This is a genomic window from Kluyvera genomosp. 3, from assembly GCF_011765685.1.
In the GTDB taxonomy this organism is placed as follows: Bacteria; Pseudomonadota; Gammaproteobacteria; order Enterobacterales; family Enterobacteriaceae; genus Kluyvera; species Kluyvera georgiana_A.
The window spans coordinates 3097671-3121859 of sequence record NZ_CP050321.1 but is presented as its reverse complement, the minus strand read 5'-3'; the positions used below and the strand labels follow the sequence as shown (position 1 = coordinate 3121859).

Here is a 24189-nt window from a genome sequence, read left to right as displayed (position 1 = left end):
GCTCCGGCTGGTGGGATATCAGTCATTTTTGCCGGGCACTAAGGATAAGCGGAAACGTTTTCCTTTGCATCCTTTTCCGTAAAAAATAATGCCCGATGACATGGCGCCATCGGGCATGAACAATAAGGGATTAGTTGGTGAACGGGATAATGATTTCGCCTGGCTTCACTTCAATGCCTTTCGCGAATTTCTTCGCCAGCGCTTCACCCTTGCTGGCATCTTCTTTCAGCACGTAGGCCGGCTGCTTGTTGAAGTAGGTGCGCAGCGACTGATTAAGATACGGAATCAACGTTTGTACGACCGACTGCATTTTCTCCGGCGTGACTTTTGCATCCACCACTTCCATCTCCTGCAGGTAGATGGCACCTTGCTCCTGATTAAACACCGGTAAGGCCTTCAGCTTGAGGGCTATGTTGGCTTTCTGGCTGCCGAACAGGGAGTTCAGATCCAGCTTCGCGTCACCGCTCAGGCTCACTTTATTCGGCTCTTCACGGCCAATGGCGCTGGTCAAATTGTTGAGGACGATATGGGCGTCTGCCACGCCCGGGACCCCGATATCTTTGGAGAAATTATTGCGTTTTTGCAACGCCTGATTAATCTCCTGCTCGCTGACCGAATATTGCGTAAGCTGATTACAGCCAACAACCAGGCCGCTAACGATCAGGGCGGCAATGACTAACAATTTTTTCATGGGGTTCCTCAACGTAAAGCGTTGTATGCATCCTGACAATAAGCAGCATACGCTGTCAGTAACAATCTGACAGCGGAAAATACTGAAAGTGCCGCAGATGGGGCAAAATGGTGAACGCTACTCGCTGATTTTGCGGGCTTCAGGCTTGGTCGTGCGGCTTATTCTCTGCCGTTTTCTTCTCTGCGGTAAAGTCGGCATCCGTGTCGGCGTGCACGTCGTTCATCGCTTTTTTAAAGCCCTTTAGCGCCGTGCCCAGGTCCGCCCCGAGGGAACCGAGTTTTTTGGTGCCGAACACCAGAACAAAAAGCACGACGACCACTAAGAGTTTGGTAACGCTAATTTCACCCATGATACAAACCTATTGAGAAAATAATGACCAATTCTCGCAAACCGCGCGGGGAAATATTTGTCTGTTAATGGCATAAATTCACCTGCTGGAACCGATAAAAAATAACCTCTACGTTTTATCTCATTTCTCAACTGCTTAGCGTCTGTCGTCCGTTAAGACAAAACATCTTCATTTTCCGCGCGATCTCACCTTTTCTCGTATTGCCAGCGGTGGTCCTTTTTTATCACAATGCAAAAAGACAGCGTGTTGTTTTCATTGGCTGCCGTCGGGCAGGTATAGTTAAACGATCAGGGTATAGATTGGGTACAGGAGTAGTGAGATGTTTGGCTATCGCAGTAACGTGCCGAAAGTTCGGTTGACCACGGATCGGTTGGTTGTGCGGTTGATTCACGACCGGGATGCGTGGCGTCTGGCGGATTATTACGCCGAGAATCGACAGTTTTTAAAACCCTGGGAACCCATTCGCGATGACAGCCACTGCTATCCCTCAGGATGGCAGGCGCGCCTGTCGATGATTAACGAGTTCCACAAGCAGGGAACCGCCTTTTATTTCGCGCTGCTTGACCCTGAGGAAAAAGAGATCATCGGCGTCGCCAACTTCTCCAACGTGGTGCGCGGGTCGTTCCATGCGTGTTATCTCGGCTACTCCATCGGCCAGAAGTGGCAGGGGCAGGGGATGATGTACGAAGCGCTGACCGCCGCCATTCGTTATATGCAGCGCACGCAGCATATTCACCGTATTATGGCGAACTATATGCCGCATAATCAGCGCAGTGGGAATCTGCTGGCGCGTCTCGGCTTCGAAAAAGAGGGTTATGCGAAGGACTATTTACTGATTGACGGTGAATGGCGCGATCACGTACTGACCGCCTTAACCACCCCACAATGGACGCCTGGCCGCTAAGGAATCACCATGAAATACCAATTAACGCCTCTGGAAGCTCGCGTGATCGGCTGCCTGCTGGAAAAGCAGGTGACGACGCCGGAGCAGTATCCGCTGTCGATCAACGCCGTAGCGACGGCCTGTAACCAGAAAACCAATCGCGAGCCGGTGATGACGCTCAGCGAAGCGGAAGTTCAGGATCAGCTCGATACCCTGGTCAAGCGCCACTATTTGCGTACGGTCAGTGGGTTTGGTAACCGCGTTACCAAGTACGAACAGCGTTTTTGCAACTCGGAGTTTGGCGATCTGAAACTCTCTTCTGCCGAAGTCGCGCTGGTGACGACACTGCTGCTGCGCGGCGCGCAGACGCCAGGTGAATTGCGTGGTCGCGCGCAGCGCATGCATGAATTTGCCGACATGGCCGAGGTGGAGAGTACCCTGGAACGTCTGGCGAACCGCGAAGACGGCCCGTTTGTTGTGCGTCTGCCGCGTGAACCAGGCAAGCGGGAAAGCCGCTATATGCATCTGTTTAGCGGTGAAGTTGATTTACAGTCGGTAGCGGCTCAGAGCAGTGCGCCAGCGGCTGATGGCGATCTGCGCGACCGGGTTGAAGCGCTGGAAGGCGAAGTTGCGGAACTGAAACAGCGTCTGGATTCACTGCTGGCGCACCTTGGGGAGTAATCAGCATGGCTAAAATTCGCATTGGTGTGGTCGGCCTGGGCGGTATTGCGCAGAAGGCGTGGTTGCCGGTGGTGAGCGCGGCAACAGACTGGACGCTACAGGCCGCCTGGTCGCCGGGTAAAGAAAAGGCGCTGAAGGTGTGCGAAACCTACCGCATGCCTTACGCCGATTCGCTGGCGGCGCTGGCCGCCCAGTGCGACGCGGTATTTGTGCACAGTTCCACGGCGTCTCACTATGCGGTGGTCAGCGAGTTGCTGAACGCAGGGGTGCACGTCTGCGTGGACAAACCGTTGGCCGATAAGCTTGATGATGCGGAACGGCTGGTGGCGCTGGCGGCGCGCAAAAAATTGACCCTGATGGTGGGTTTCAATCGCCGCTTTTCGCCACTGTACCGTGAGCTGAAAAAACAGGCGGGTGAAATGGCCTCGCTGCGCATGGATAAACATCGTAGCGACAGCGTCGGCCCGCACGATCTGCGATTTACCCTGCTGGATGACTATCTGCACGTGGTGGATACCGCGCTGTGGCTGGCGGGCGGTAAGGCCAAACTCAGCGATGGCGTGCTGCAAACCACCGATGAAGGCTGCATGTTCTATGCCGAGCACCACTTCAGCCAGCCAGGCCTACAGATTACCACCAGTATGCATCGCCGCGCAGGCAGCCAGCGTGAGTCGGTGCAGGCGGTGGCGGACGGCGGGCTCTATGAGGTCACCGATATGCGCGAATGGCGTGAAGAGCGTGGCGCTGGCGTCGTGACGCGGCCGATTCCCGGCTGGCAAACGACCCTCGAACAGCGTGGGTTTGTCGGCTGTGCGCATCATTTTATTGAATGCGTGCAAAATCAGACGGTTCCGGAAACGGCGGGGGAGCAGGCGATTATGGCCCAGCGTATCGTGGAAGGGCTGTGGCATGAGGCAATCCGCGAATAACCAGCTGTAACAACTGGCAGTAGCAATTCATCCCGAACCCGGTAGACTAACGCCACTTTTTCGCGCCCGTCTACCGGGCGTTTTGTTTGCGGGTTGTGGAATCACAAAGTCATGAACCTATTAAAATCGCTGGCAGCCGTCAGCTCGATGACCATGTTTTCGCGCGTGCTGGGATTTGCGCGCGACGCGATTGTGGCGAGGGTGTTTGGGGCAGGAATGGCCACCGACGCCTTTTTCGTGGCGTTTAAGCTACCGAACCTGCTGCGTCGAATTTTTGCCGAAGGGGCGTTTTCCCAGGCGTTTGTGCCGATTCTGGCCGAATACAAAAGCAAGCAGGGTGAAGAGGCCACGCGGGTATTTGTCGCTTACGTTTCCGGGCTGCTCACGCTGGCGCTGGCGATTGTTACCGTGCTGGGGATGCTGGCCGCGCCGTGGGTGATCACCATTACCGCGCCGGGCTTTGCCGACACCGCTGACAAGTTCACGCTGACCACCCAGCTACTGCGTATTACCTTCCCGTATATTCTGTTGATTTCACTCGCCTCGCTGGTCGGGGCGATCCTGAATACCTGGAACCGCTTCTCGGTGCCAGCCTTTGCGCCAACCTTCCTTAATATCAGCATGATTGGCTTCGCGCTGTTCGCCGCGCCGCATTTCCATCCGCCGGTGCTGGCGCTGGCGTGGGCGGTGACCGTCGGCGGCGTGCTGCAACTGGCCTATCAGCTTCCGCATCTGAAAAAAATCGGCATGCTGGTGCTGCCGCGCATCAACTTTAAAGACGCGGGCGCGGTGCGGGTGGTGAAACAGATGGGGCCGGCAATTCTCGGCGTCTCGGTGAGCCAGATCTCGCTGATCATCAACACCATTTTTGCCTCGTTTCTCGTTTCCGGCTCCGTCTCGTGGATGTATTACGCCGACCGTCTGATGGAGTTCCCGTCAGGCGTGCTGGGCGTGGCGCTGGGGACTATCCTGCTGCCGTCGCTGTCGAAAAGCTTTGCCAGCGGCAATCACGACGAATACTGCCGCCTGATGGACTGGGGCCTGCGCCTGTGCTTCCTGCTGGCGCTGCCGAGCGCGGTGGCGTTGGGTATTCTGGCCAAGCCGCTAACCGTGGCGCTGTTCCAGTACGGTAAATTTACCGCCTTTGATGCCGCGATGACCCAGCGCGCGCTGGTGGCTTACTCCGTTGGCCTGATGGGGCTCATCGTCGTTAAAGTTCTGGCGCCGGGCTTCTATTCGCGTCAGGACATTAAAACACCGGTGAAAATTGCTATCGTCACGCTGATTATGACCCAGCTGATGAACCTGGCGTTTATTGGCCCGCTGAAGCACGCCGGGCTGTCGCTGTCGATTGGTCTGGCGGCCTGTCTGAACGCCGCGCTGCTGTACTGGCAGCTGCGTAAGCAGAAAATCTTCACCCCGCAGCCGGGCTGGCGCATGTTCTTAGTGCGTCTGGTGGTGTCGGTGCTGGTGATGGCGGCGGCGCTGCTCGGTATGATGCACGTCATGCCGGAGTGGTCGCAGGGTACGATGCCTTTCCGTCTGTTGCGTCTGATGGGCGTGGTGGTGGTGGGCGTGGTGGCTTATTTTGCCGCGCTGGCCATTCTGGGCTTCAGAATTAAAGAGTTTGTACGCCGGACGGCGTAAACGAAATACACTTCGCGGGGCACGTTCTGTGGCCCCGCCCGTGTTTAGACAGAGAACTTCTTGGCGCTACGGGTAAGGCTGCTGCCTGCTGCCTGCCCATCCTTTCCGTACAGTCCCGTCTCCTGAAAAGGCTTCAGCACATCGAGCGCCTGCTGGTTGCGGACAATCTGTCCTTCAAGCAGCCAGCCATTATGCTGATTTAACCGACGCAGCTGCTGCGTGGTTTCCGTAATGGTCTGCCAGCGACTGTCGATATCTTCATTATCGGTGCTTTGTCGGGCGTCCTGTTCGACGCGACGCTGTTTTTCCAGGTAGTCTAAGGTCGCCAGCAGAGAGCTTTTCTCTTCGGTAATGCTGGCAAGCCGCAGGCCGTTAACGCTGCCTGCAGAGAGCTGCTGTTGCTCAGCATCCATCACTTCTTTAAGAGAGTGAAGGATGCTGGTCATTTGGTCCAGAATGGCTGACAAACTGCTCATGCGCTTATTTACTCTGTAGATAATCTTGCGTGTCTTGAATCAGCGCGTCGGCAATCTTACCGGTATCCATTTTTAACTCGCCGTTACGAATGGCGGTTTTCAGTTCCTCGACGCGCGCCATATTAATATCGCCGCTGCTTGAACGGGTCAGTGCGGTCTGCGCATTGCTTAACGTCACACTGGCGCTGGTGGCGGTTTCGGTTTTCTCGGCACGTACTTTTTGTGCACTGGTCTCCGGCGTTTCGCGATGTTGTACCGGCGTTACCGCTTTCAGAGATGATGTACGATCGATGCTCATAATGCTTTCCTCATTGGAGGCTTTGGTATGGCGCAGGCGCCGACTCTCATTAATTGTTAATTATCTATCGGCAAGCGACACATATTCTTTAAGAAGTTTATAGATTAATCAGAATATTCCCATCAGCGCTCACCTGACCGCTCACCACCTGACCAGAAGGCATTCTCACGCGGGCGTTCTGGGCCACCGCGGCGTTGTTTAACGCCTGCCCCTCGCTGTTGATGCTAAAGCCTTCCCCCTGGGCGACGACCATCACTTTCTGTCCTGCTTTCACCCGCCACGACTGGCGCACCATCGATAGCTGAATCGGCTGGCCGATGGCAACGTCGCGCAGACTGATGGCATCCTCGGCCTGCGACAAATTCAACATGGTACGCGGCGGTAGCTGATCGAGCCGCCCACGCATTAACGTGACGCTCTGCGACTCAATCGGCGATCCGCGCACGATGGGCGCCGCGGCGACAACGTAATCGCCTACCGCCTGCACGGTCACCTGTAAATACTGTTTCGCATTTCCGCACTGGGCCACCACCGTCAGATTTCCCCATAGCCGCGAGTTACCCGGCGTGCTGAACGTGGGAGCGTCACAGCTAAGCTGCTGATTCTGCGTATTGCGCAGCCTGACGCTGACCTCATCGCTAAAGCCAGTCAGCCGTTCGCGAAAGAACGCGGTCAGCTGCGACTGAATATCAGCCGCCTGAGCAAGCGGGCTAAAGGCCAGTATCGCAGCGGTGAATGGGACAATGAGCTGACGCATTGAACGCTCCTGTGGATGGCGAATGCACGCATTTTACTCAACTTGCGATGACATCAACGCAACAAATAGCGACGCATATTGCGCTTATTCCGTCGATGACGCGCGCATAAGGAGAATTAAGCTGTCGGCTGAAACTTTGTCATTAGCGGAGGAGACATGCTCGATAAACTCGACGCCGCATTACGTTTTCAGCAAGAGGCATTAAACCTGCGCGCAGAGCGCCAGGAGATTCTCGCTGCCAATATCGCTAACGCCGATACCCCGGGGTATCAGGCGCGCGATATGGATTTTTCCAGTGAACTGAAAAAGGTGATGTCACGCGGGCGCGCGGAAGGCAGCGGCGTTGCGCTGACGCTGACCTCCGAACGTCATATTCCTGCCCAGGCGCTTTCCGCGCCGAATACCGATCTGCTGTACCGCATTCCCGATCAGCCCGCGATGGATGGCAACACCGTCGATATGGACCGGGAGCGTACGCAGTTCGCCGATAACAGCCTCCAGTACCAGACCGGCCTCACGGTTCTGGGCGGACAGATTAAGGGCATGCTGAGTGTCCTGCAGGGGAACTAATCCATGGCACTACTCAATATCTTCGATGTTGCAGGTTCCGCGCTGACCGCGCAGTCCAAGCGATTGAACGTGGCCGCGAGTAACCTCGCCAACGCCGACAGCGTCGCCGGGCCGGATGGCCAGCCGTATCGTGCTAAGCAGGTTGTTTTTCAGGTGGATGCGCCGATGGGCGCGGCGACCGGCGGCGTGAAAGTGGCTGATGTCGTTGAAAGCCAGGAGCCGGACAAGCTGGTCTACCAGCCGGGGAATCCGCTGGCGGATGCGAAAGGCTATGTGCGCATGCCTAACGTCGACGTCGTGGGCGAGATGGTGAACACCATGTCGGCGTCGCGCAGCTATCAGGCAAACGTCGAGGTACTGAATACCGTGAAGAGCATGATGCTCAAAACGCTCACGCTTGGGCAATAAGGGAGGTAACCGATGTCTGTCGTAGCCAATATCAATGATACCAGCAGTAGCAGTTCGGCCTCATCGTCGATCAGTAGCTCCGGCACTAACAGTTCGTCCGACCTGCAGAGCAGTTTTCTGACGCTGTTGGTTGCGCAGCTGAAAAACCAGGATCCGACTAACCCGTTACAAAACAACGAACTGACTTCGCAACTGGCGCAGATCAGCACCCTCAGCGGCATTGAGAAGCTCAACACCACGCTGGGTTCCATCTCCGGACAGATTAATAGCGGCCAGTCGCTGCAGGCCAGCGCCCTGGTGGGCCACGGCGTGATGATTCCCGGCAGCACCATTCTGGCTGGCAAAAACAGCAGCGATGAGACCAGCGTGGATACCACGCCGTTTGGCATTGAGCTGACGCAGTCCGCCGAGAAGGTTACCGCCACCATCGTCGACGGGACCGGCAAAGTGGTCCGGACGTTAAATCTGGGGGCGCAAACCGCCGGCGTTCATACCTATACCTGGGACGGCAAGATGGATGACGGCACGGCGGCACCGGACGGCGCTTACAACATCAACTTCGCCGCCAGCCAGGGCACCACGCAGCTGGTGGTTCAGCCGCTGCAGTTCGCCCTGGTGCAGGGCGTTACGCTGGGCAGCGATGGCAACAAACTGGATTTGGGTACCTATGGCACCACCACGCTGGATCAGGTTCGCCAGATTATTTAAGCCTCTAACTATTTCAGGAGAGACGTTATGGCCTTTTCACAAGCGGTAAGCGGATTAAACGCTGCTGCCACCAACCTCGATGTTATCGGCAACAACATCGCCAACTCCGCGACCTACGGGTTTAAATCCGGGACCGCATCGTTTGCCGATATGTTTGCCGGTTCCAAAGTGGGGCTGGGGGTAAAAGTTGCGGGGATTACCCAGGACTTTACCGACGGCACCACCACCGGTACCGGACGCGCGCTGGACGTGGCGATTAGCCAGAACGGTTTTTTCCGTCTGGTCGACAGCAACGGTTCCGTTTACTACAGCCGTAACGGCCAGTTCAAGCTTGATGAGAACCGCAATCTGGTCAACATGCAGGGGCTGAGCGTCACCGGCTACCCGGCGACCGGTAACCCGGCGACCATCCAGCAGGGGGCGAACCCGGTGGCGCTGACGATCCCGAATACGCTGATGTCGGCGAAAACGACCACCACCGCGGCGATGCAGATGAACCTGAACTCCACGGATGACAAAATTGATCAGACGACGAAGCCTTTCAATCCGACCGATCCGGATACCTATAACAAAAAGGGTACCGTGACCGTGTACGACAGTCTGGGTAACTCCCATGACATGAACGTCTACTACGTGAAGACGGATAACAACAAATGGGACGTCTGGACGCTGGACTCCAGCGTCAGCGGTGCCAATCCGGTGAAAGCGGCTCAGATGGAGTTTTCTTCAAGCGGTACGCTGACAGGTGTGACCAACTATACAGAAGATACGACCACTACGCCGAGCACCTGGACGCTGAATGGCACGGCCAACGCAACGCCGCAAATTGACGTCGCCCTGGCGGGACTGAACGGTTCCGCGGGTAGCACCTTCTCCCTGAGCTTCCTCAACTCCATGCAGCAGAACACCGGCTCGAACGATATCGTCGCCACCACCCAGAACGGCTTCGCGCCGGGCAACCTGGTGAGCTACCAGATCAACGAAGACGGCACGGTGGTGGGTAACTACTCCAACCAGCAGAGCCAACTGCTGGGGCAGATTGTGCTGGCGAATTTCGCCAACAACGAAGGTCTGCAGTCAGAGGGCGATAACGTCTGGTCGGCAACGCAGTCCTCGGGCGTCGCGCTGCTGGGCACTGCGGGCACCGGTAACTTCGGTACGCTGACCAACGGCGCGCTGGAAGCCTCCAACGTCGACCTCAGCAAAGAGCTGGTGAACATGATCGTCGCGCAGCGTAACTACCAGTCGAACGCGCAGACCATCAAGACCCAGGATCAGATCCTCAACACGCTGGTTAACCTGCGTTAATCGTAACAGGGTGACGTTATGGATCACGCCATATATACGGCAATGGGCGCCGCCAGCCAGACCATGCAGCAGCAGTCGGTCACGGCGAGCAACCTTGCCAATACCTCCACGCCAGGCTTTCGCGCGCAGCTGACGGCAATGCGCGCGGTGCCGGTGGTCGGCCCGAGCGTCGAGACCCGTACGCTGGTCGCCGCCACCACGCCGGGCGCGGATATGACCCCCGGCCAGCTGGACTATACCGCGCGTCCGCTGGACGTGGCGGTTCAGCAGGATGGCTGGCTGGCGGTGCGGTCGGCAGACGGTACCGAAGGATATACCCGTAACGGCAATATTCAGGTGAGCGCCACCGGGCAGTTGACTATTCAGGGTAACCCGGTGATTGGCGAGGCCGGTCCGCTGAACGTGCCGGAAGGCTCGCAGGTAACGATTGCCGCCGACGGGACCATTTCGGCGCTGACGCCGGGCGACCCGCCGAACACGGTGTCGCCGGTCGGCAAGCTGAAGATGGTGAAGGCCAATGGCACCGAAGTCGCGCGTGGCGATGACGGCCTGTTTCACCTGACGCCGCAGACCGTGGCAACGCGTGGGCCGGCCCTCCAGGCGGACCCAACGCTGCGCCTGCAGTCCGGTGTGCTGGAAGGCAGTAACGTTAAACCCGTGGCGGCGATGGCGGACATGATCGCCAGTTCACGCCGCTTTGAAATGCAGATGAAGGTTATCAGCAGCGTGGATGAAAACACGCAGAAAGCTAACCAGTTGCTGTCAATGAGCTAAGGAAAATTATGATCAGTTCATTATGGATCGCCAAAACCGGTCTGGACGCGCAGCAAACCAATATGGACGTTATCGCCAACAACCTGGCGAACGTCAGTACCAATGGTTTTAAGCGCCAGCGCGCGGTGTTTGAAGACTTGCTCTATCAAACCGTTCGCCAGCCGGGTGCGCAATCATCCGAACAAACGACACTGCCTTCCGGCCTGCAGATTGGTACCGGGGTACGTCCCGTGGCGACCGAGCGTCTGCATAGCCAGGGCAACCTGTCGCAGACCAACAACAGTAAAGACGTGGCGATCAAAGGCGACGGGTTCTTCCAGATCCTGCTGCCGGACGGTTCCTCCGCCTACACCCGCGACGGTTCGTTCCAGGTTGACCAGAACGGCCAACTGGTGACCGCCAGCGGCTATCAGGTACAGCCCGCCATCACCATTCCGGCCAACGCCATCAGCATCACCATTGGCCGTGACGGGATCGTCAGTGTTACCCAGCAGGGCCAGGCAAACCCGGTTCAGGTGGGACAACTGAACCTGTCGACCTTTATGAATGACACCGGTCTCGAGAGTATCGGGGAAAACCTGTACATCGAAACCCAGGCATCAGGCGCGCCGAACGACACTACGCCGGGTCTGAACGGCGCGGGTCTGCTGTACCAGGGTTATGTTGAAACCTCTAACGTCAACGTGGCGGAAGAGCTGGTCAACATGATTCAGGTGCAGCGCGCGTACGAGATCAACAGTAAAGCGGTATCGACGACTGACCAGATGCTGCAAAAACTGACGCAGCTGTAAAGGCAAGGCCTCGGCGTCGCGTCGCCTGGCGAGGCGATGCGACGTCGGGATGTTCCCGAGATTCAGAAGAAGAAAGCAATGCAAAAATCTGCAGCGTTTCGCTATCCGCTTTTAACCCTCGTCGCGCTCAGCGTGGTGGGGTGCGCATGGGTCCCCTCTAAACCGTTGGTTGAAGGGGCGACGACCGCACAACCGATTCCCGGCCCGGTGCCGGTGGCGAACGGTTCGATATTCCAGACCGCTCAGCCGATTAACTACGGCTATCAGCCGCTGTTTGAAGACCGTCGTCCGCGCAATATCGGCGATACGCTGACCATCGTGCTGCAGGAAAACGTCAGCGCGAGCAAAAGCTCCTCGGCAAATGCGAGTCGTGATGGCAAAACCAACTTCGGCTTCGACACCGTGCCGCGCTACCTCCAGGGGCTGTTTGGTAATGAGCGCGCGGATGTGGAAGCGTCTGGCGGCAACTCCTTCAACGGCAAGGGCGGCGCTAATGCCAGCAATACCTTTAGCGGCACGCTGACCGTGACCGTCGATCAGGTTCTGGCCAACGGCAACCTGCACGTGGTGGGCGAGAAGCAAATCGCGATTAATCAGGGCACCGAATTTATCCGTTTCTCCGGGGTCGTTAACCCGCGCACCATCAGCGGCAGCAACACCGTGCCGTCGACGCAGGTGGCGGATGCGCGTATCGAATACGTGGGCAACGGCTATATCAATGAAGCGCAGAATATGGGCTGGCTGCAGCGTTTCTTCCTTAATTTATCGCCGATGTAATGAGGTGAACCATGTTTAAAACTCTGCTTACTCTGGCGCTGGTGCTGGTCACCGGGCTGGCGAACGCCGAACGCATCCGCGATCTGACCAGCGTGCAAGGGGTCAGGGAAAACTCGCTGATCGGTTACGGCCTGGTCGTAGGCCTTGATGGCACGGGCGACCAGACCACGCAGACGCCGTTCACCACCCAGAGCCTGAACAACATGCTGTCCCAACTGGGGATTACCGTTCCGGCGGGGACCAACATGCAGTTGAAAAACGTGGCGGCGGTAATGGTGACCGCGCAGCTGCCGGCTTTTGGGCGTCAGGGACAGACCATCGATGTGGTGGTGTCTTCCATGGGGAACGCCAAAAGCCTGCGCGGCGGTACGCTGCTGATGACGCCGCTGAAAGGCGTCGACAGCCAGATCTACGCGCTGGCTCAGGGTAACATTCTGGTCGGCGGCGCGGGCGCGTCGGCGGGCGGCAGCAGCGTGCAGGTGAACCAGCTTAACGGCGGGCGAATCACCGGTGGCGCGACCATTGAGCGCGAACTGCCGAGCCAGTTTGGCGCGGGCAACACCATTAATCTGCAATTGAACGACGATGATTTCACCATGGCGCAGCAGATCGCCGACACCATTAACCGTCGCAGCAGCCTGGGCAACGCCACCGCGCTGGATGCCCGTACCGTGCAGGTGCGCGCGCCGGTTGGCGGCAGCGGGCAGGTACGTCTGCTGGCGGATATCCAGAATCTGGAAGTAGGCATGCCGCCGCAGGATGCGAAGATCATTATCAACTCGCGTACCGGCTCGGTGGTCATGAACCGGGAAGTAACGCTCGATACCTGCGCGGTAGCTCAGGGCAACCTCTCCGTTTCCGTCAACCGTTCGGCGCAGGTCAGCCAGCCGGATACGCCGTTTGCCGGTGGGCAAACCGTGGTGACGCCGCAAACCCAAATCGATCTGCGCCAGAGCGGTGGCTCGCTGCAAAGCGTTCGCGCCAGCGCCAATCTGAATAACGTGGTACGCGCACTGAACGCCTTAGGCGCGACGCCGATGGAGCTGATGTCGATTATCCAGGCGATGCAGAGTGCGGGTTGTCTGCGCGCTAAGGTGGAGATTGTCTGATGCTAACCGACAGCAAATTACTGGCGAGCGCCGCGTGGGACGCGCAGTCACTGAATGAACTGAAGACCAAAGCGGGGCAGGATCCGCAGGCGAATCTGCGTCCCGTTGCCCGGCAGGTGGAGGGCATGTTCGTGCAGATGATGCTGAAAAGCATGCGCGAAACGCTGCCGAAGGACGGATTGTTCAGCAGTGACCAGACGCGGCTTTACACCAGTATGTATGACCAGCAAATCGCCCAGCAGATGACGGCCGGGAAAGGCCTTGGCCTGGCAGAGGAGATGGTCAAACAGCTGTCGGCGCAGCAGCAGGAACCGGCGGATAACGTCGGTCAGGTACCGATGAAGTTTGATATGCAGACGGTGACCAGCTACCAGAATGCCGCTCTGACGCAGATGGTGCGTAAGGCGTTGCCGAAAGCGCCGGACAACAGCGATACGCCGTTGTCCGGCGACAGCAAAGATTTCCTTGCCCAGCTGTCGCTGCCCGCGCGGCTGGCGAGCGAACAGAGCGGTATCCCACACCACCTGATTCTGGCGCAGGCGGCGCTGGAGTCCGGCTGGGGTCAGCGGCAGATCCGCCGTGAAAACGGCGAACCGAGCTTTAACCTGTTTGGGGTGAAAGCATCCGGTGACTGGAAGGGGAAGGTGACGGAAATCACCACTACCGAATTTGAGAATGGCGAGGCGAAGAAGGTGAAGGCGAAGTTCCGCGTCTACGGCTCGTATCTGGAGGCGCTGTCGGACTACGTCGGCCTGCTGACCCGCAACCCACGCTATGCGGCGGTAACGTCGGCGGCCACGGCGGAGCAGGGCGCACAGGCGTTGCAGAATGCTGGATACGCTACCGATCCGCAGTATGCGCGCAAGCTGACCAGCATGATTCAACAGCTGAAATCAATGAGCGATAAGGTCAGCAACGCGTACCGAAATGATATCGAAAATCTGTTCTGATTTATCTCAAGTTTGCCATCCGCCATCCGATAAGTAATACCATGGCCTTAAGAAGGAGCGTTCATGTCCAGTTTAATTAACAGTGCGATGAGCGGGCTGAGCGCAGCCCAGTCGGCGCTGAATACGACCAGTAACAACATCGCGAGCTACAACGTTACCGGCTACACCCGTCAGACCACGGTGCTGGCTTCTGCCAACAGCACGCTGGGCGCGGGCGGCTGGGTAGGCAATGGCGTTTACGTGTCTGGCGTACAGCGCGAATACAACGCCTTCATTACCAATCAGCTGCGCGCGGCGCAGAACCAGAGCAGCGGCTTGACCACTCGCTATGAGCAGGTGTCGAAAATTGACAATATGCTCTCCAGCTCAACCAACAATATCTCAACCACGGTGCAGGATTTCTTCAGCAGTCTGCAAACGCTGGTGAGCAACGCCGAAGACCCGGCGGCGCGTCAGACCGTACTCGGCAAAGCCGCGGGTGTGGTGAACCAGTTCAAGGTGGCGGATCAGTATCTGCGCGATCAGGATAAGCAGGTTAACCTGTCGATTACCTCGACCGTCGATCAGATCAATAACTACACCTCACAGATTGCCAGTCTCAACGATAAGATTTCTCGCCTGACCGGCGTAGGCGCGGGCGCATCGCCAAACGACCTGCTGGATCAGCGCGACCAACTGGTGAGTGAGCTTAACAAGCTGGTTGGCGTTGAGGTCAACGTACAGGACGGCAGCACCTATAACATCACCATGGCCAACGGGTATACCCTGGTGGCGGGGACCAAATCGAACCAGCTGGCCGCGGTGCCGAGCAAGGCCGATCCGACGCGCACCACCGTGGCCTATGTGGATAACGTTGCCGGCAACGTGGAGATCCCAGAAAAGCTGCTGACCACCGGTTCGCTGGGCGGCCTGCTGACCTTCCGTTCGCAGGACCTTGACCAGACCCGCAATAGCCTGAACCAAATGGCGCTGGCGTTTGCCGATGCCTTTAACCAGGTGCATCGTGGGGGCATTGATGCCGATGGTAATACCAACGTCGACTTCTTCGACTTCGGCGATCCCTCTGTTGTTGCCAACGGCAAAAACGGGGGCAAAGCCGAGCTGACGGCAACGATGACCGATTCATCTGCTGTGCAGGCTACCGATTATCGCATCACCAAAACCGACAGCGGCTGGCAGGTAACGCGCCTTTCCGATAACACGAACGTGAACTTCCAGACCGCTACCGATGGTTCACTGCAGTTCGATGGCCTGTCGGTCAGCGTTGATAACAGCAACGGCGCGGCCAACACGGGCGACAGCTTTACCGTGAAACCGGTGAGCAACACAATTGTGAACATGAAAGTGGCGATCACCAGCGAGTCACAAATTGCGATGGGCCTCGCCGATACCACCACCGGCACGAGCGTGGGTGAAAGCGATAACCGTAACGGGCAGAAGCTGCTGGATCTGCAAAACAGCAAGGTGGTCGGCGGCTCAAAGACCTTTAACGATGCCTATGCCGCGATGGTCAGTAATATCGGCACCCAAACCGCGACCCTGAAGAGCAGCAGTACCACCCAGGCGAACGTGGTGACGCAGCTGAGCAACCAGCAGCAGTCTATCTCCGGGGTTAACCTTGATGAAGAGTACGGCAACCTGCAGCTTTTTCAGCAGTACTATCTGGCTAATGCGCAGGTGCTGCAGACGGCAAGCACGCTCTTCGACGCATTAATTAATATCCGTTAAGGAAGGGGAGAGCTATGCGCGTTAGTACCATCATGATGTACCAGCAGAATATGAGAGGCATTACCGACTCTCAGTCTGCATGGTTGAAGTACGGTGAACAGATGTCTACCGGCAAGCGGGTTAACCGCGCTTCGGACGACCCGGTTGCTGCCTCACAGGCCGTGGTGCTGTCTCAGGCGCAGGCGCAGAATAGCCAGTACGCCACCGCGCGGACTTTCGCGACTCAGCGCGTGTCGATTGAAGAAAGCACGTTGTCGCAGGTGACAACCGCGATCCAGTCGGCGCAGGAGAAGATCGTTTATGCCGGTAACGGCACGTTGAGCGACGATGACCGCAATTCACTGGCCACCGACCTGCAGGGTATTCGCGACCAGCTTCTGAACCTGGCGAACAGCACCGACGGTAACGGGCGTTATATATTCGCCGGTTATAAAACGGATACGCCGCCTTTTGATGATACCGGCAAGTACGTTGGCGGCACGCTCAACGTGGAACAGCAGGTCGATTCTTCACGCACCATGGTTATTGGCCACACAGGCAACCTGATCTTTGATAATGCGACCAGCAACGCCAAACCGGATGCCGATACCAACGTTTTCACAGCGTTAGATTCGGCAATTGCCGCGCTGAAAACCCCGGTTGAAGGTGATGAAACGGCCCAGGACACGGCGCTGGCGGCGATTGATAAAACCAACCGTAGCCTGAGTAATTCGCTTAATAACGTGCTGACCGTACGTGCTGAACTGGGCACCCAGCTCAATGAGCTGGATAAGCTGGATTCGTTGGGGGATGACCGGGCGCTGGCGCAGACGCAGCAGATGAGCAATCTGGTGGACGTCGACTGGAACTCGACCATCTCGAACTACACGATGCAGCAAACGGCCCTGCAGGCCGCCTATAAAGCATTTACCGACATGCAGGGTATGTCTTTGTTCCAACTGAATAAATAACAACATGTAGTTTTAAACATATCTGTAGAAACTGGGTATGTTTTTATCGCCCGCGTCATTACCCCGTCGCGGGCTTTTTTTATTGCCTTACTGTACGTTTAGCGCAGCGCTACGTAAGCGGTAGGTTTCGCTGACGCGAATCGCCAGTGCGACCAGACCAGCTACTGTGGCTAACGCCACTACGCCTTCCCAACCAGCCAGCGAATAAACCTGCGTCCCGAGGACTGAACCCAGCGCCATGCCGATAAATACGCCGGTAAACAGCAGGGCGTTGAGGCGACCGCGCGCTTGCGGTTCCAGGCTGTACACCAGATTCTGGTGCGCGACCAGGCTTGATTGCAGACCCAGGTCGAAGCCAACGGCGGACAGTGCAATCAGCGCCATCTGCGCCATCGGCGGCAGAACCGGCAGCAGGAACATCAGCGCAAACGAGATGCTGACCAGCAGCGCACCCAGCTGGGTTACTTTCTCCGCGCCAACTTTATCCGCCAGACCGCCCGCCAGCGGCGCCGCCAGCGCACCTGCCGCACCAGCGATACCAAAGCCACCCGCCACCGCACTGCCCATGTGATAGTGCTCGGCCAGCATGACCGCCAGCGTTGACCAAAAGGCGCTGAAGGCGATGGAGAGAAAGCCCTGAGCCATGGCGGCGCGACGCAGCGTCGGGTAGCGACGCCAGAGGTGCACCATCGACACCATGAGTGCCGGATAACGCAGTTCGGAGTGAGCGGCGAAGTGCGGCAGCACGCGCCACAGCAGCAGGCCAATCAGCGCAATGCTGACGGCTGCGGCCTGGTACATTACGCGCCAGCCAAACAGTTCACCGACCACGCCGCTTACGGTACGCGACAGCAGGATCCCCAGCAGCAGGCCGGTCATCACCGTGCCAACCATTTTCCCCTGTTTCCCCGCCGGGGCAAGAATGGCGGCGGCGGGAACGATGTCCTGCGCCATGGTGGCGGCCATACCGATCAGCAAACTGATCGCCAGCAGGGAAGGAAATTGCTGAGTCAGGCTATAAAGCAGTAATAAAACCGCCAGCGTCAGGCTTTTCAGCAGAATCAGCGTGCGGCGGTCGTAACGGTCGCCTAACGGCAGTAAAAACAGGATCCCCAGCGCATAGCCAGCCTGAGTCAGTGTGGGAATCAGCCCCATACCTTCCACGCTCAGATTCAGGGTTGAACCCATCAGCGGCAGCAGCGGCTGGGCGTAATAAATGGCGGCAACGCTGAACCCGGCGCCGAGCGCCAGGACAAAAATCAGCAGGCTGGTGGCCCGGGAAGAAAGGTTATCAGTGTTCATGGTTTCATCCTCAACGGTGTATGCCGCTATTCTCTGCGTCTTCGCGGTGGCGCGGTAGCCGCCGCGGTGGTAAAACAGTTATACGTTTCACGTATAGGCAATGAGTTGATGAAAAGAACAGAGCGTATAGACCGCGTTGAACTGATGCGCACGTTTATCCGTATCGTTGAGGCAGGCTCGTTGTCTGCCGCAGCGCGCCAGCTTGAGACCACCCAGGCAACCATTAGCCGCCGATTGCAGTCCCTTGAGGAGATGCTGGGGGCCAAGCTGCTGCTGCGTTCAACGCACGCAATGAAGCTGACCGACGACGGCGAGCGCTGCTACCAGCATGCGCGTCAGGTGGTGGATAGCTGGCTGGCGCTGGAGGATGCCTTACAGTTGACCGACGAACAGCCGGTGGGCACGTTACGTGTACGTGCTCCGCATGCTTTCGGCCAGCAGCAATTACTGATGCCGTTGGTGGGCTTCCTCGCGCGCTACCCGCAGCTCTCCGTCGAGTGGATGCTGCACGACAGGGCGGTGGACTTTATCAGCGACAACGTTGATTGCGCGATTCGCGTTGGCGCGGAGGTGGATCCGGCGACGGTGTCGGTGCTTCTGGCGGAGGTGCCGCGCTGTATTGTCGCTTCACCGCAGGTTGTGGCGCGCTATCCTCAGGTGACGACACCTGAACAGCTCTCGGCACTTCCATGGATTGCAATCAGTACCTTCTATCAGCACGAAGTGGTGCTACATCATCCGACTCTCGGCCAGACAGAGAGCGTGAGTATTGCCGCGCGGCTGAGCACCGACAGCCTGTATGTGGCAAAAAATGCCGCGCTCGCGAACGTGGGGGCCGCGGTGGTTTCAAGCTGGACGGTGGAGGAGGAGTTGGCCAATGGCACGTTAGTGGAGCTGCTACCGGAGTGGCAGACGACGCCGCTGCCGGTTCATCTGGTTTATCCATGGGCGCGTTATTATCCGACCCGGCTGCGTAAGTTTCTCGATCTGATGCGCGAGGTCATGCCGCAAATCGCCGGGATGCGGCAGCCCGAGCAGAATGGATAAACGCATCGCGTCAGGTAAAAAAAAAATCGGCCACTTGGGCCGATTTTTTACTTCACGCTGGCGGTTTACTCAACCGACTGCGGGCGGGTAGGTTCAGCGGTAGCCGTGTGCGTCGCACTATGGCCGCCAGCGGAACCTTTACCGTCGAAGTTAAAGGACGGACGAACCCAGTCGCTGTGGCGCGGTGATTCTGGCACGTATGCCGGTGCCGGCGCTCGGGTCATCGGCGCTGAGGCACGGTTGGTATCAGAAGATTTCGCAGCCGGTGCCGGTGCGGTCACAACTGGTTCAGCAACAACTGGCGCGGCAACCACTGGCGTTTCCTCGACCGGAGCCTCTTCAACAACCGGTTCTTCTGCCACAGGCGCACTGTCAATCACCGGCGCGGCCTCAACCACTGGTGCAGCTTCAACAACCGGCGTTTCGGCCTCGGCTTTCACTTCTTCAGCGACAACCGGTGCTTCATCGACAACCACCTCTTGTGCAACGGTTTCTTCAACCACTGCGGTAGGCGCTTCTTCCACTGCCGACACCGGAGCTTCTTCCTGCGCTGGCGCCGTTTCCTGCGCCACGGTAACCGGTTCGGCGACGGCTGCCGGGGCGGCAACTTCAGGCGCTTCAACGACGGTTTCAACAACTGCTGGCTCGGCAACGACCGCCTGTTCAGCAGCTTGCGCTACGATTGGCTGTTCTGTTACGTCCTGCTCTACCGGTGCTTCCGCTTCGGTCTGAACCTGAGCGATCGGATAGGTAATCCATACTTTACCGGAAGCCAGTTCTGGCGACGCACAGGCGACGGTCAGCGGCATCGGTGACTGGGTCGGGTAACGCTCGTCACGGTAACGACGACGACGCTGACCGCTCACGCGCAGATGACGCGGAGAACGGCGGGAACGACGCGGCATGCCGTTGTTATCACGACCTTCCGTATTTTCATCCTGCTCGCCCTGTACTGGCGCATCAACGACCGCCGGCAGATCGACTTTCGCCAGCGCGGTACGCGGCGCTTCCTGCTGCTGCGGTTCATCCGCAATCAGTTCACGAGCGGCAGTCTGCTCAGGGGTTTCGATGCGGACTTTCTGTGCCAGCTGGCGCGGTTTGCGGCGCGGCATAGTCTGTACGCGTTCTTCCTGTGTGGCTTCCGGTGCGGCAACGGCCTGTTCTTCACGAGCCTGCGGTTTCGCTTCCTGCGGCTGCTGACGTTTATCGTCGCTACGGCGGCGGTTACGTTCACGGCGTGGCTGCTGCTGTTCGTCACGTGAGCGGGATTTCTCCGCGTCATCCACGACGTTCTGCTGGCGGTTTTCGCGTGCTTCAGACTGCTGCGGTTTCTCGCGACGGTTACGACGGTTATCGTCGCGACCTTCACGGCTTTCACGCGGTTCGCGGCCTTCGGCGTTTTCGTTACGGTCATTGCGCTCGTTGCGGTCATTACGACGATCGCTACGCTCGTTACGGTCGCGACGGTTATTCTGACGCGGCTTGCGGCGTTCCTGCTGACGCTCAGGTTTTGCTTCTTGTTTCTCCGGCTGTGCTTCAACCGCTTTCTCCGGGCTACCGGCAAACAGGCTTTTCAGCGCAGCAAAGAAACGAGAGAGCAGGCCTGGAGCCGCCGGCGCGGCAACTGCAGCGGCTTTCGGCTGAGCGGCGGCTGGCGCGGCTTTCTCTGCGGTAGGCTCAGGCACTTCCGGCATCACGAAGGTCGCCAGCGCCGGCTGCTCAGGCAGCTTACGCTCAACAAACTCTTCTTCAACCGGCAGCGCCATGGCTTCTTCGTGCAGCTTCGGCAGCAGGTAGCTCAGCGTGGTGGTTTCTTCGCCTTTACGCACGCGCAGCACGGAGTAGTGCGGGGTTTCCATCTCGTCGTTCGGGACGATGATGCAACGCACGCCGCCCTGGCGGGATTCAATGGCGCTTACCGCAGCACGTTTTTCGTTCAGCAGGTAAGAGGCAATCGGCACCGGAACAATGGCGTGGACTTCTTTGGTGTTCTCTTTCAGCGCTTCTTCTTCAATCAGACGCAGAATGGAGAGCGACAGTGATTCGTTGTCACGCACGGTGCCGGTGCCGGAGCAGCGCGGGCAGACGTGGTGGCTGGATTCGCCAAGCGACGGGCTCAGACGCTGGCGAGACATCTCCAGCAGGCCAAAGCGGGAAATGTGGCTAATCTGGATACGCGCACGGTCCTGACGGACGGCCTCGCGCAGACGATTTTCTACAGCGCGCTGGTGGCGAACCGGGGTCATATCGATAAAGTCGATAACGATCAGGCCACCAAGGTCGCGCAGACGCAGCTGGCGAGCAATTTCATCAGCCGCTTCGAGGTTGGTGTTGAACGCGGTTTCTTCGATATCGCCGCCGCGGGTTGCACGCGCGGAGTTGATGTCGATAGCGGTCAGCGCTTCGGTGCTATCGATAACGATAGAACCGCCGGAAGGCAGACGTACTTCACGCTGGAACGCGGACTCGATCTGCGATTCAATCTGGTAGTGGCTGAACAGCGGGATTTCACCGGTGTACAGTTTGATTTTGCTGCTGAAATCCGGACGCCCCAGTGCAGAAATGTGCTGACGCGCCATTTCCATCACTTTCGGGTTGTCGATCAGGATTTCGCCGATATCCTGGCGCAGATAGTCGCGGAAGGCACGCACGATCACGTTGCTTTCCTGGTGAATCAGGAACGGAGCAGGGCGGCTTTCAGCGGCTTTCTGAATAGCTTCCCAGTGCTTCAGACGGAAGCTTAAGTCCCACTGCAGCGCTTCGGCTGATTTGCCGACGCCCGCGGTACGCACGATTAAGCCCATGCCGTCCGGCAGCTCGAGGCTAGCCAGCGCTTCTTTCAGTTCGGTGCGATCGTCGCCTTCGATACGGCGAGAGATACCGCCCGCGCGCGGGTTGTTCGGCATCAGCACCAGGTAGCTACCTGCGAGGCTGATAAAGGTCGTCAGCGCAGCGCCTTTATTGCCGCGTTCTTCTTTATCAATCTGGACGATGACTTCCTGGCCTTCACGCAGCACATCTTTGATGTTCGGACGACCGTGAGAGCTGTAGTTGGCTGGGAAATATTCGCGAGCGATTTCTTTGAGGGGGAGGAAACCATGACGCTCGGCGCCGTAATCAACAAATGCGGCTTCGAGACTCGGTTCAATACGGGTAATTTTGCCTTTGTAGATGTTCGCTTTTTTCTGTTCGTGTCCTGGGCTTTCAATATCCAGATCGTACAGACGCTGCCCATCAACGAGGGCGACACGCAACTCTTCCTGCTGAGTTGCGTTGATTAACATTCTTTTCATCGTAACTTACTCATTATTCTTACATTGACGACTAAGCTGCGAGCAGAGTGTTGCCTTTCCGGGGTAAACCGATGGCCTCGTGACTATTCACGTCGCCAACCTCACGGTTGTCGCTCGCTTAAGAGGCGCAGAGTGTCGGTAGCCTGTGTTTCAAACGGAAACACAGCGCAATTATTAGGGGAACAGCCTGGGATAACTCTCCAGAGAAGATTCCATTTATACTCGTCATCTTTCAGAAGGTAGAGATTGGCACGGATGTTTCCCGTTGCGTTATTTTTCTGCCATCTAAAATTCGTACAGTATATGTACCGGTAAGGACTGCAACTCGCAGCCCGCTAACTGTCTGAGGGATCAATACGTCTTACGCCATTGCTGCGTGGATGATCGAACAGACAAAACTGGTCATTCCGTCATACACTTCATCTTTCAGGCTGCCTCGGCGTTGGCTGAACGCGCTCACCTTAGTTACGTACTCGGGTACGTTCCTGCGGGCTCACTCGCTTGCCGCCTTGATGCCGCTTGAATGATTTGGTGTATATATCCTTGTTATTCCAGGTTCACCACGGAAAACAGTTTCATTATTCCTTGGTAACCCGGTTATAGCAAGTTGACTTTCACCTTTTATCACCCGGTTACTCACAGTTTCTTCACCAGTCCGTTGAGATTGTTCTAATAACAAACAGCTCGCTGGGAAAAGCAACAGCGGTAAACGGGGTATGATAAATATAAGCATAGAAAAATGAGTGGCGCTAATGAGCCGGGATATTTAGAATCGCGCACCATGAAAACTGAGACTCCGACTGTAAAAATGGTTGCCATCAGCGCTGACGAAGCCGGGCAACGAATCGATAACTTTTTGCGTACCCAGCTAAAAGGGGTACCGAAGAGTATGATTTATCGCATCTTGCGTAAGGGCGAGGTGCGGGTAAATAAAAAGCGCATTAAGCCTGAATACAAGCTGGAAGCCGGCGATGAGGTGCGTATCCCGCCGGTGCGCGTCGCCGAGCGTGAAGAGGACGCGGTTTCGCCGCATCTGCAAAAAGTGGCTGCGCTGAGCGACGTGATCCTGTACGAAGACGATCACATCCTCGTGCTGAACAAGCCTTCCGGCACGGCGGTACATGGCGGTAGCGGCTTAAGTTTCGGCGTGATTGAAGGGCTGCGCGCCCTGCGCCCGGAAGCTCGCTTCCTGGAGCTGGTCCACCGTCTTGACCGCGATACCTCCGGCGTGCTGCTGGTGGCGAAGAAGCGTTCGGCGCTGCGTTCGCTGCATGAGCAGTTGCGCGAGAAGGGGATGCAGAAAGACTACCTGGCGCTGGTGCGCGGGCAGTGGCAGTCCCACGTGAAGGCTGTACAGGCCCCGCTGCTGAAAAATATTCTGCAGAGCGGTGAGCGTATCGTACGCGTCAGCCAGGAAGGCAAGCCATCGGAAACCCGCTTTAAAATAGAAGAACGTTACGCGTTCGCCACGCTGGTGCGCTGTAGCCCGGTGACCGGACGTACGCACCAGATCCGCGTGCATACCCAGCATGCGGGGCACCCGATCGCTTTTGACGATCGCTACGGCGACCGCGAGTTTGATAAGCAACTGGCGGGCACCGGGCTGAATCGTCTGTTTTTACACGCGGCGGCGCTGAAGTTCACCCACCCGGGGACCGGCGAAGTGATGCGCGTGGAAGCGCCGATGGATGACCAGCTCAAGCGCTGTCTCCAGGTGCTACGCAACCAGAAGTAAGCAAAAACGGGCCATGCGGCCCGTTTTT

At 57.6% G+C, this 24189-nt stretch carries 24 protein-coding genes; 17 read left to right on the top strand and 7 right to left on the bottom strand.

Annotated features, from left to right (window positions below; translation table 11 throughout):
• Positions 1 to 130 precede the first annotated feature (130 nt).
• Together GY169_RS14775 and tatA are read right to left on the bottom strand one after the other, a co-directional pair.
• Entirely contained in the window at positions 131 to 691 is a 561-nt protein-coding gene (locus tag GY169_RS14775; protein WP_163448123.1) for a lipoprotein, read from the bottom strand.
• Between the two features lie 139 nt (positions 692 to 830).
• A complete protein-coding gene (gene tatA, locus GY169_RS14770) occupies positions 831 to 1040 on the bottom strand; it encodes a twin-arginine translocase TatA/TatE family subunit (protein WP_163448122.1) in 210 nt (69 codons plus the stop codon).
• Positions 1041 to 1359: 319 nt separating this feature from the next.
• Here tatA and rimJ point away from each other — a divergent pair, with 319 nt between their 5' ends.
• From rimJ to murJ, 4 genes are all read left to right on the top strand, one after another.
• Positions 1360 to 1944 (top strand): ribosomal protein S5-alanine N-acetyltransferase, encoded by a 585-nt coding sequence (gene rimJ, locus GY169_RS14765; RefSeq protein WP_064549078.1) that lies wholly within the window; start codon positions 1360 to 1362, stop codon positions 1942 to 1944.
• Positions 1945 to 1953: 9 nt separating this feature from the next.
• A complete protein-coding gene (locus GY169_RS14760; RefSeq protein ID WP_167576202.1) occupies positions 1954 to 2604 on the top strand; it encodes a YceH family protein in 651 nt (216 codons plus the stop codon).
• A gap of 5 nt (positions 2605 to 2609) precedes the next feature.
• Entirely contained in the window at positions 2610 to 3533 is a 924-nt protein-coding gene (locus GY169_RS14755) for a Gfo/Idh/MocA family protein (protein ID WP_163448120.1), read from the top strand.
• Positions 3534 to 3644: 111 nt separating this feature from the next.
• The gene (murJ, locus tag GY169_RS14750) at positions 3645 to 5180 is read left to right on the top strand and encodes a murein biosynthesis integral membrane protein MurJ (protein ID WP_163448119.1); all 1536 of its coding nucleotides are present in this window, start codon (positions 3645 to 3647) and stop codon (positions 5178 to 5180) included.
• 44 nt (positions 5181 to 5224) lie between these two features.
• Here murJ and flgN read toward each other — a convergent pair whose 3' ends face one another.
• From flgN to flgA, 3 genes are all read right to left on the bottom strand, one after another.
• On the bottom strand, positions 5225 to 5656 hold the full coding sequence (gene flgN / locus GY169_RS14745) for a flagella biosynthesis chaperone FlgN (RefSeq protein WP_167576201.1): 432 nt from the start codon (positions 5654 to 5656) through the stop codon (positions 5225 to 5227).
• Positions 5657 to 5660: 4 nt separating this feature from the next.
• The gene (gene flgM, locus GY169_RS14740) at positions 5661 to 5954 is read right to left on the bottom strand and encodes a flagellar biosynthesis anti-sigma factor FlgM (RefSeq protein WP_064549088.1); all 294 of its coding nucleotides are present in this window, start codon (positions 5952 to 5954) and stop codon (positions 5661 to 5663) included.
• A 97-nt stretch (positions 5955 to 6051) separates the two neighbouring features.
• Complete coding sequence (gene flgA / locus GY169_RS14735; RefSeq protein WP_167576200.1) at positions 6052 to 6711, bottom strand: flagellar basal body P-ring formation chaperone FlgA; 660 nt, start codon at positions 6709 to 6711, stop codon at positions 6052 to 6054.
• A 156-nt stretch (positions 6712 to 6867) separates the two neighbouring features.
• On the opposite strand from flgA, the gene flgB reads away from it, so the two are divergent.
• The 11 genes from flgB (at position 6868) to flgL (ending at position 16784) form a co-directional block, all read left to right on the top strand.
• A complete protein-coding gene (gene flgB / locus GY169_RS14730) occupies positions 6868 to 7281 on the top strand; it encodes a flagellar basal body rod protein FlgB (protein WP_163448116.1) in 414 nt (137 codons plus the stop codon).
• A gap of 3 nt (positions 7282 to 7284) precedes the next feature.
• Complete coding sequence (gene flgC, locus GY169_RS14725; protein WP_163448115.1) at positions 7285 to 7689, top strand: flagellar basal body rod protein FlgC; 405 nt, start codon at positions 7285 to 7287, stop codon at positions 7687 to 7689.
• Positions 7690 to 7701: 12 nt separating this feature from the next.
• Positions 7702 to 8397, top strand: coding sequence for a flagellar hook assembly protein FlgD (gene flgD / locus GY169_RS14720; protein ID WP_163448114.1), 696 nt, complete (start codon positions 7702 to 7704; stop codon positions 8395 to 8397).
• A gap of 27 nt (positions 8398 to 8424) precedes the next feature.
• Positions 8425 to 9705 carry a flagellar hook protein FlgE gene (flgE, locus tag GY169_RS14715; RefSeq protein ID WP_167576199.1) on the top strand — a complete coding sequence of 427 codons (1281 nt, stop codon included), beginning with the start codon at positions 8425 to 8427 and terminating at the stop codon, positions 9703 to 9705.
• Positions 9706 to 9723: 18 nt separating this feature from the next.
• Positions 9724 to 10479, top strand: coding sequence for a flagellar basal body rod protein FlgF (locus tag GY169_RS14710; RefSeq protein ID WP_163448112.1), 756 nt, complete (start codon positions 9724 to 9726; stop codon positions 10477 to 10479).
• A gap of 8 nt (positions 10480 to 10487) precedes the next feature.
• Positions 10488 to 11270, top strand: a complete 783-nt coding sequence (flgG, locus tag GY169_RS14705) for a flagellar basal-body rod protein FlgG (protein ID WP_035894201.1) — start codon at positions 10488 to 10490, stop codon at positions 11268 to 11270.
• A 78-nt stretch (positions 11271 to 11348) separates the two neighbouring features.
• Positions 11349 to 12047, top strand: a complete 699-nt coding sequence (flgH, locus tag GY169_RS14700) for a flagellar basal body L-ring protein FlgH (protein ID WP_167576198.1) — start codon at positions 11349 to 11351, stop codon at positions 12045 to 12047.
• 11 nt (positions 12048 to 12058) lie between these two features.
• The gene (locus GY169_RS14695; RefSeq protein ID WP_163448110.1) at positions 12059 to 13156 is read left to right on the top strand and encodes a flagellar basal body P-ring protein FlgI; all 1098 of its coding nucleotides are present in this window, start codon (positions 12059 to 12061) and stop codon (positions 13154 to 13156) included.
• Entirely contained in the window at positions 13156 to 14106 is a 951-nt protein-coding gene (flgJ, locus tag GY169_RS14690; protein WP_163448109.1) for a flagellar assembly peptidoglycan hydrolase FlgJ, read from the top strand. Before GY169_RS14695 ends, flgJ begins: the two co-directional genes overlap by 1 nt.
• Before the next feature lie 63 nt (positions 14107 to 14169).
• The gene (flgK, locus tag GY169_RS14685; RefSeq protein ID WP_167576197.1) at positions 14170 to 15834 is read left to right on the top strand and encodes a flagellar hook-associated protein FlgK; all 1665 of its coding nucleotides are present in this window, start codon (positions 14170 to 14172) and stop codon (positions 15832 to 15834) included.
• A 14-nt stretch (positions 15835 to 15848) separates the two neighbouring features.
• Entirely contained in the window at positions 15849 to 16784 is a 936-nt protein-coding gene (flgL, locus tag GY169_RS14680) for a flagellar hook-associated protein FlgL (RefSeq protein ID WP_163448107.1), read from the top strand.
• A gap of 87 nt (positions 16785 to 16871) precedes the next feature.
• Here the strand turns inward: flgL and GY169_RS14675 are convergent, their stop codons facing one another.
• Entirely contained in the window at positions 16872 to 18086 is a 1215-nt protein-coding gene (locus tag GY169_RS14675; RefSeq protein ID WP_163448106.1) for an MFS transporter, read from the bottom strand.
• 108 nt (positions 18087 to 18194) lie between these two features.
• On the opposite strand from GY169_RS14675, the gene GY169_RS14670 reads away from it, so the two are divergent.
• A complete protein-coding gene (locus GY169_RS14670; RefSeq protein WP_167576196.1) occupies positions 18195 to 19133 on the top strand; it encodes a LysR family transcriptional regulator in 939 nt (312 codons plus the stop codon).
• Positions 19134 to 19198: 65 nt separating this feature from the next.
• On the opposite strand, the gene rne is transcribed toward GY169_RS14670, so the two are convergent.
• Positions 19199 to 22426, bottom strand: coding sequence for a ribonuclease E (gene rne / locus GY169_RS14665; protein WP_167576195.1), 3228 nt, complete (start codon positions 22424 to 22426; stop codon positions 19199 to 19201).
• 781 nt (positions 22427 to 23207) lie between these two features.
• Here rne and rluC point away from each other — a divergent pair.
• Positions 23208 to 24161, top strand: coding sequence for a 23S rRNA pseudouridine(955/2504/2580) synthase RluC (rluC, locus tag GY169_RS14660; protein ID WP_167576194.1), 954 nt, complete (start codon positions 23208 to 23210; stop codon positions 24159 to 24161).
• Positions 24162 to 24189: the final 28 nt, after the last annotated feature.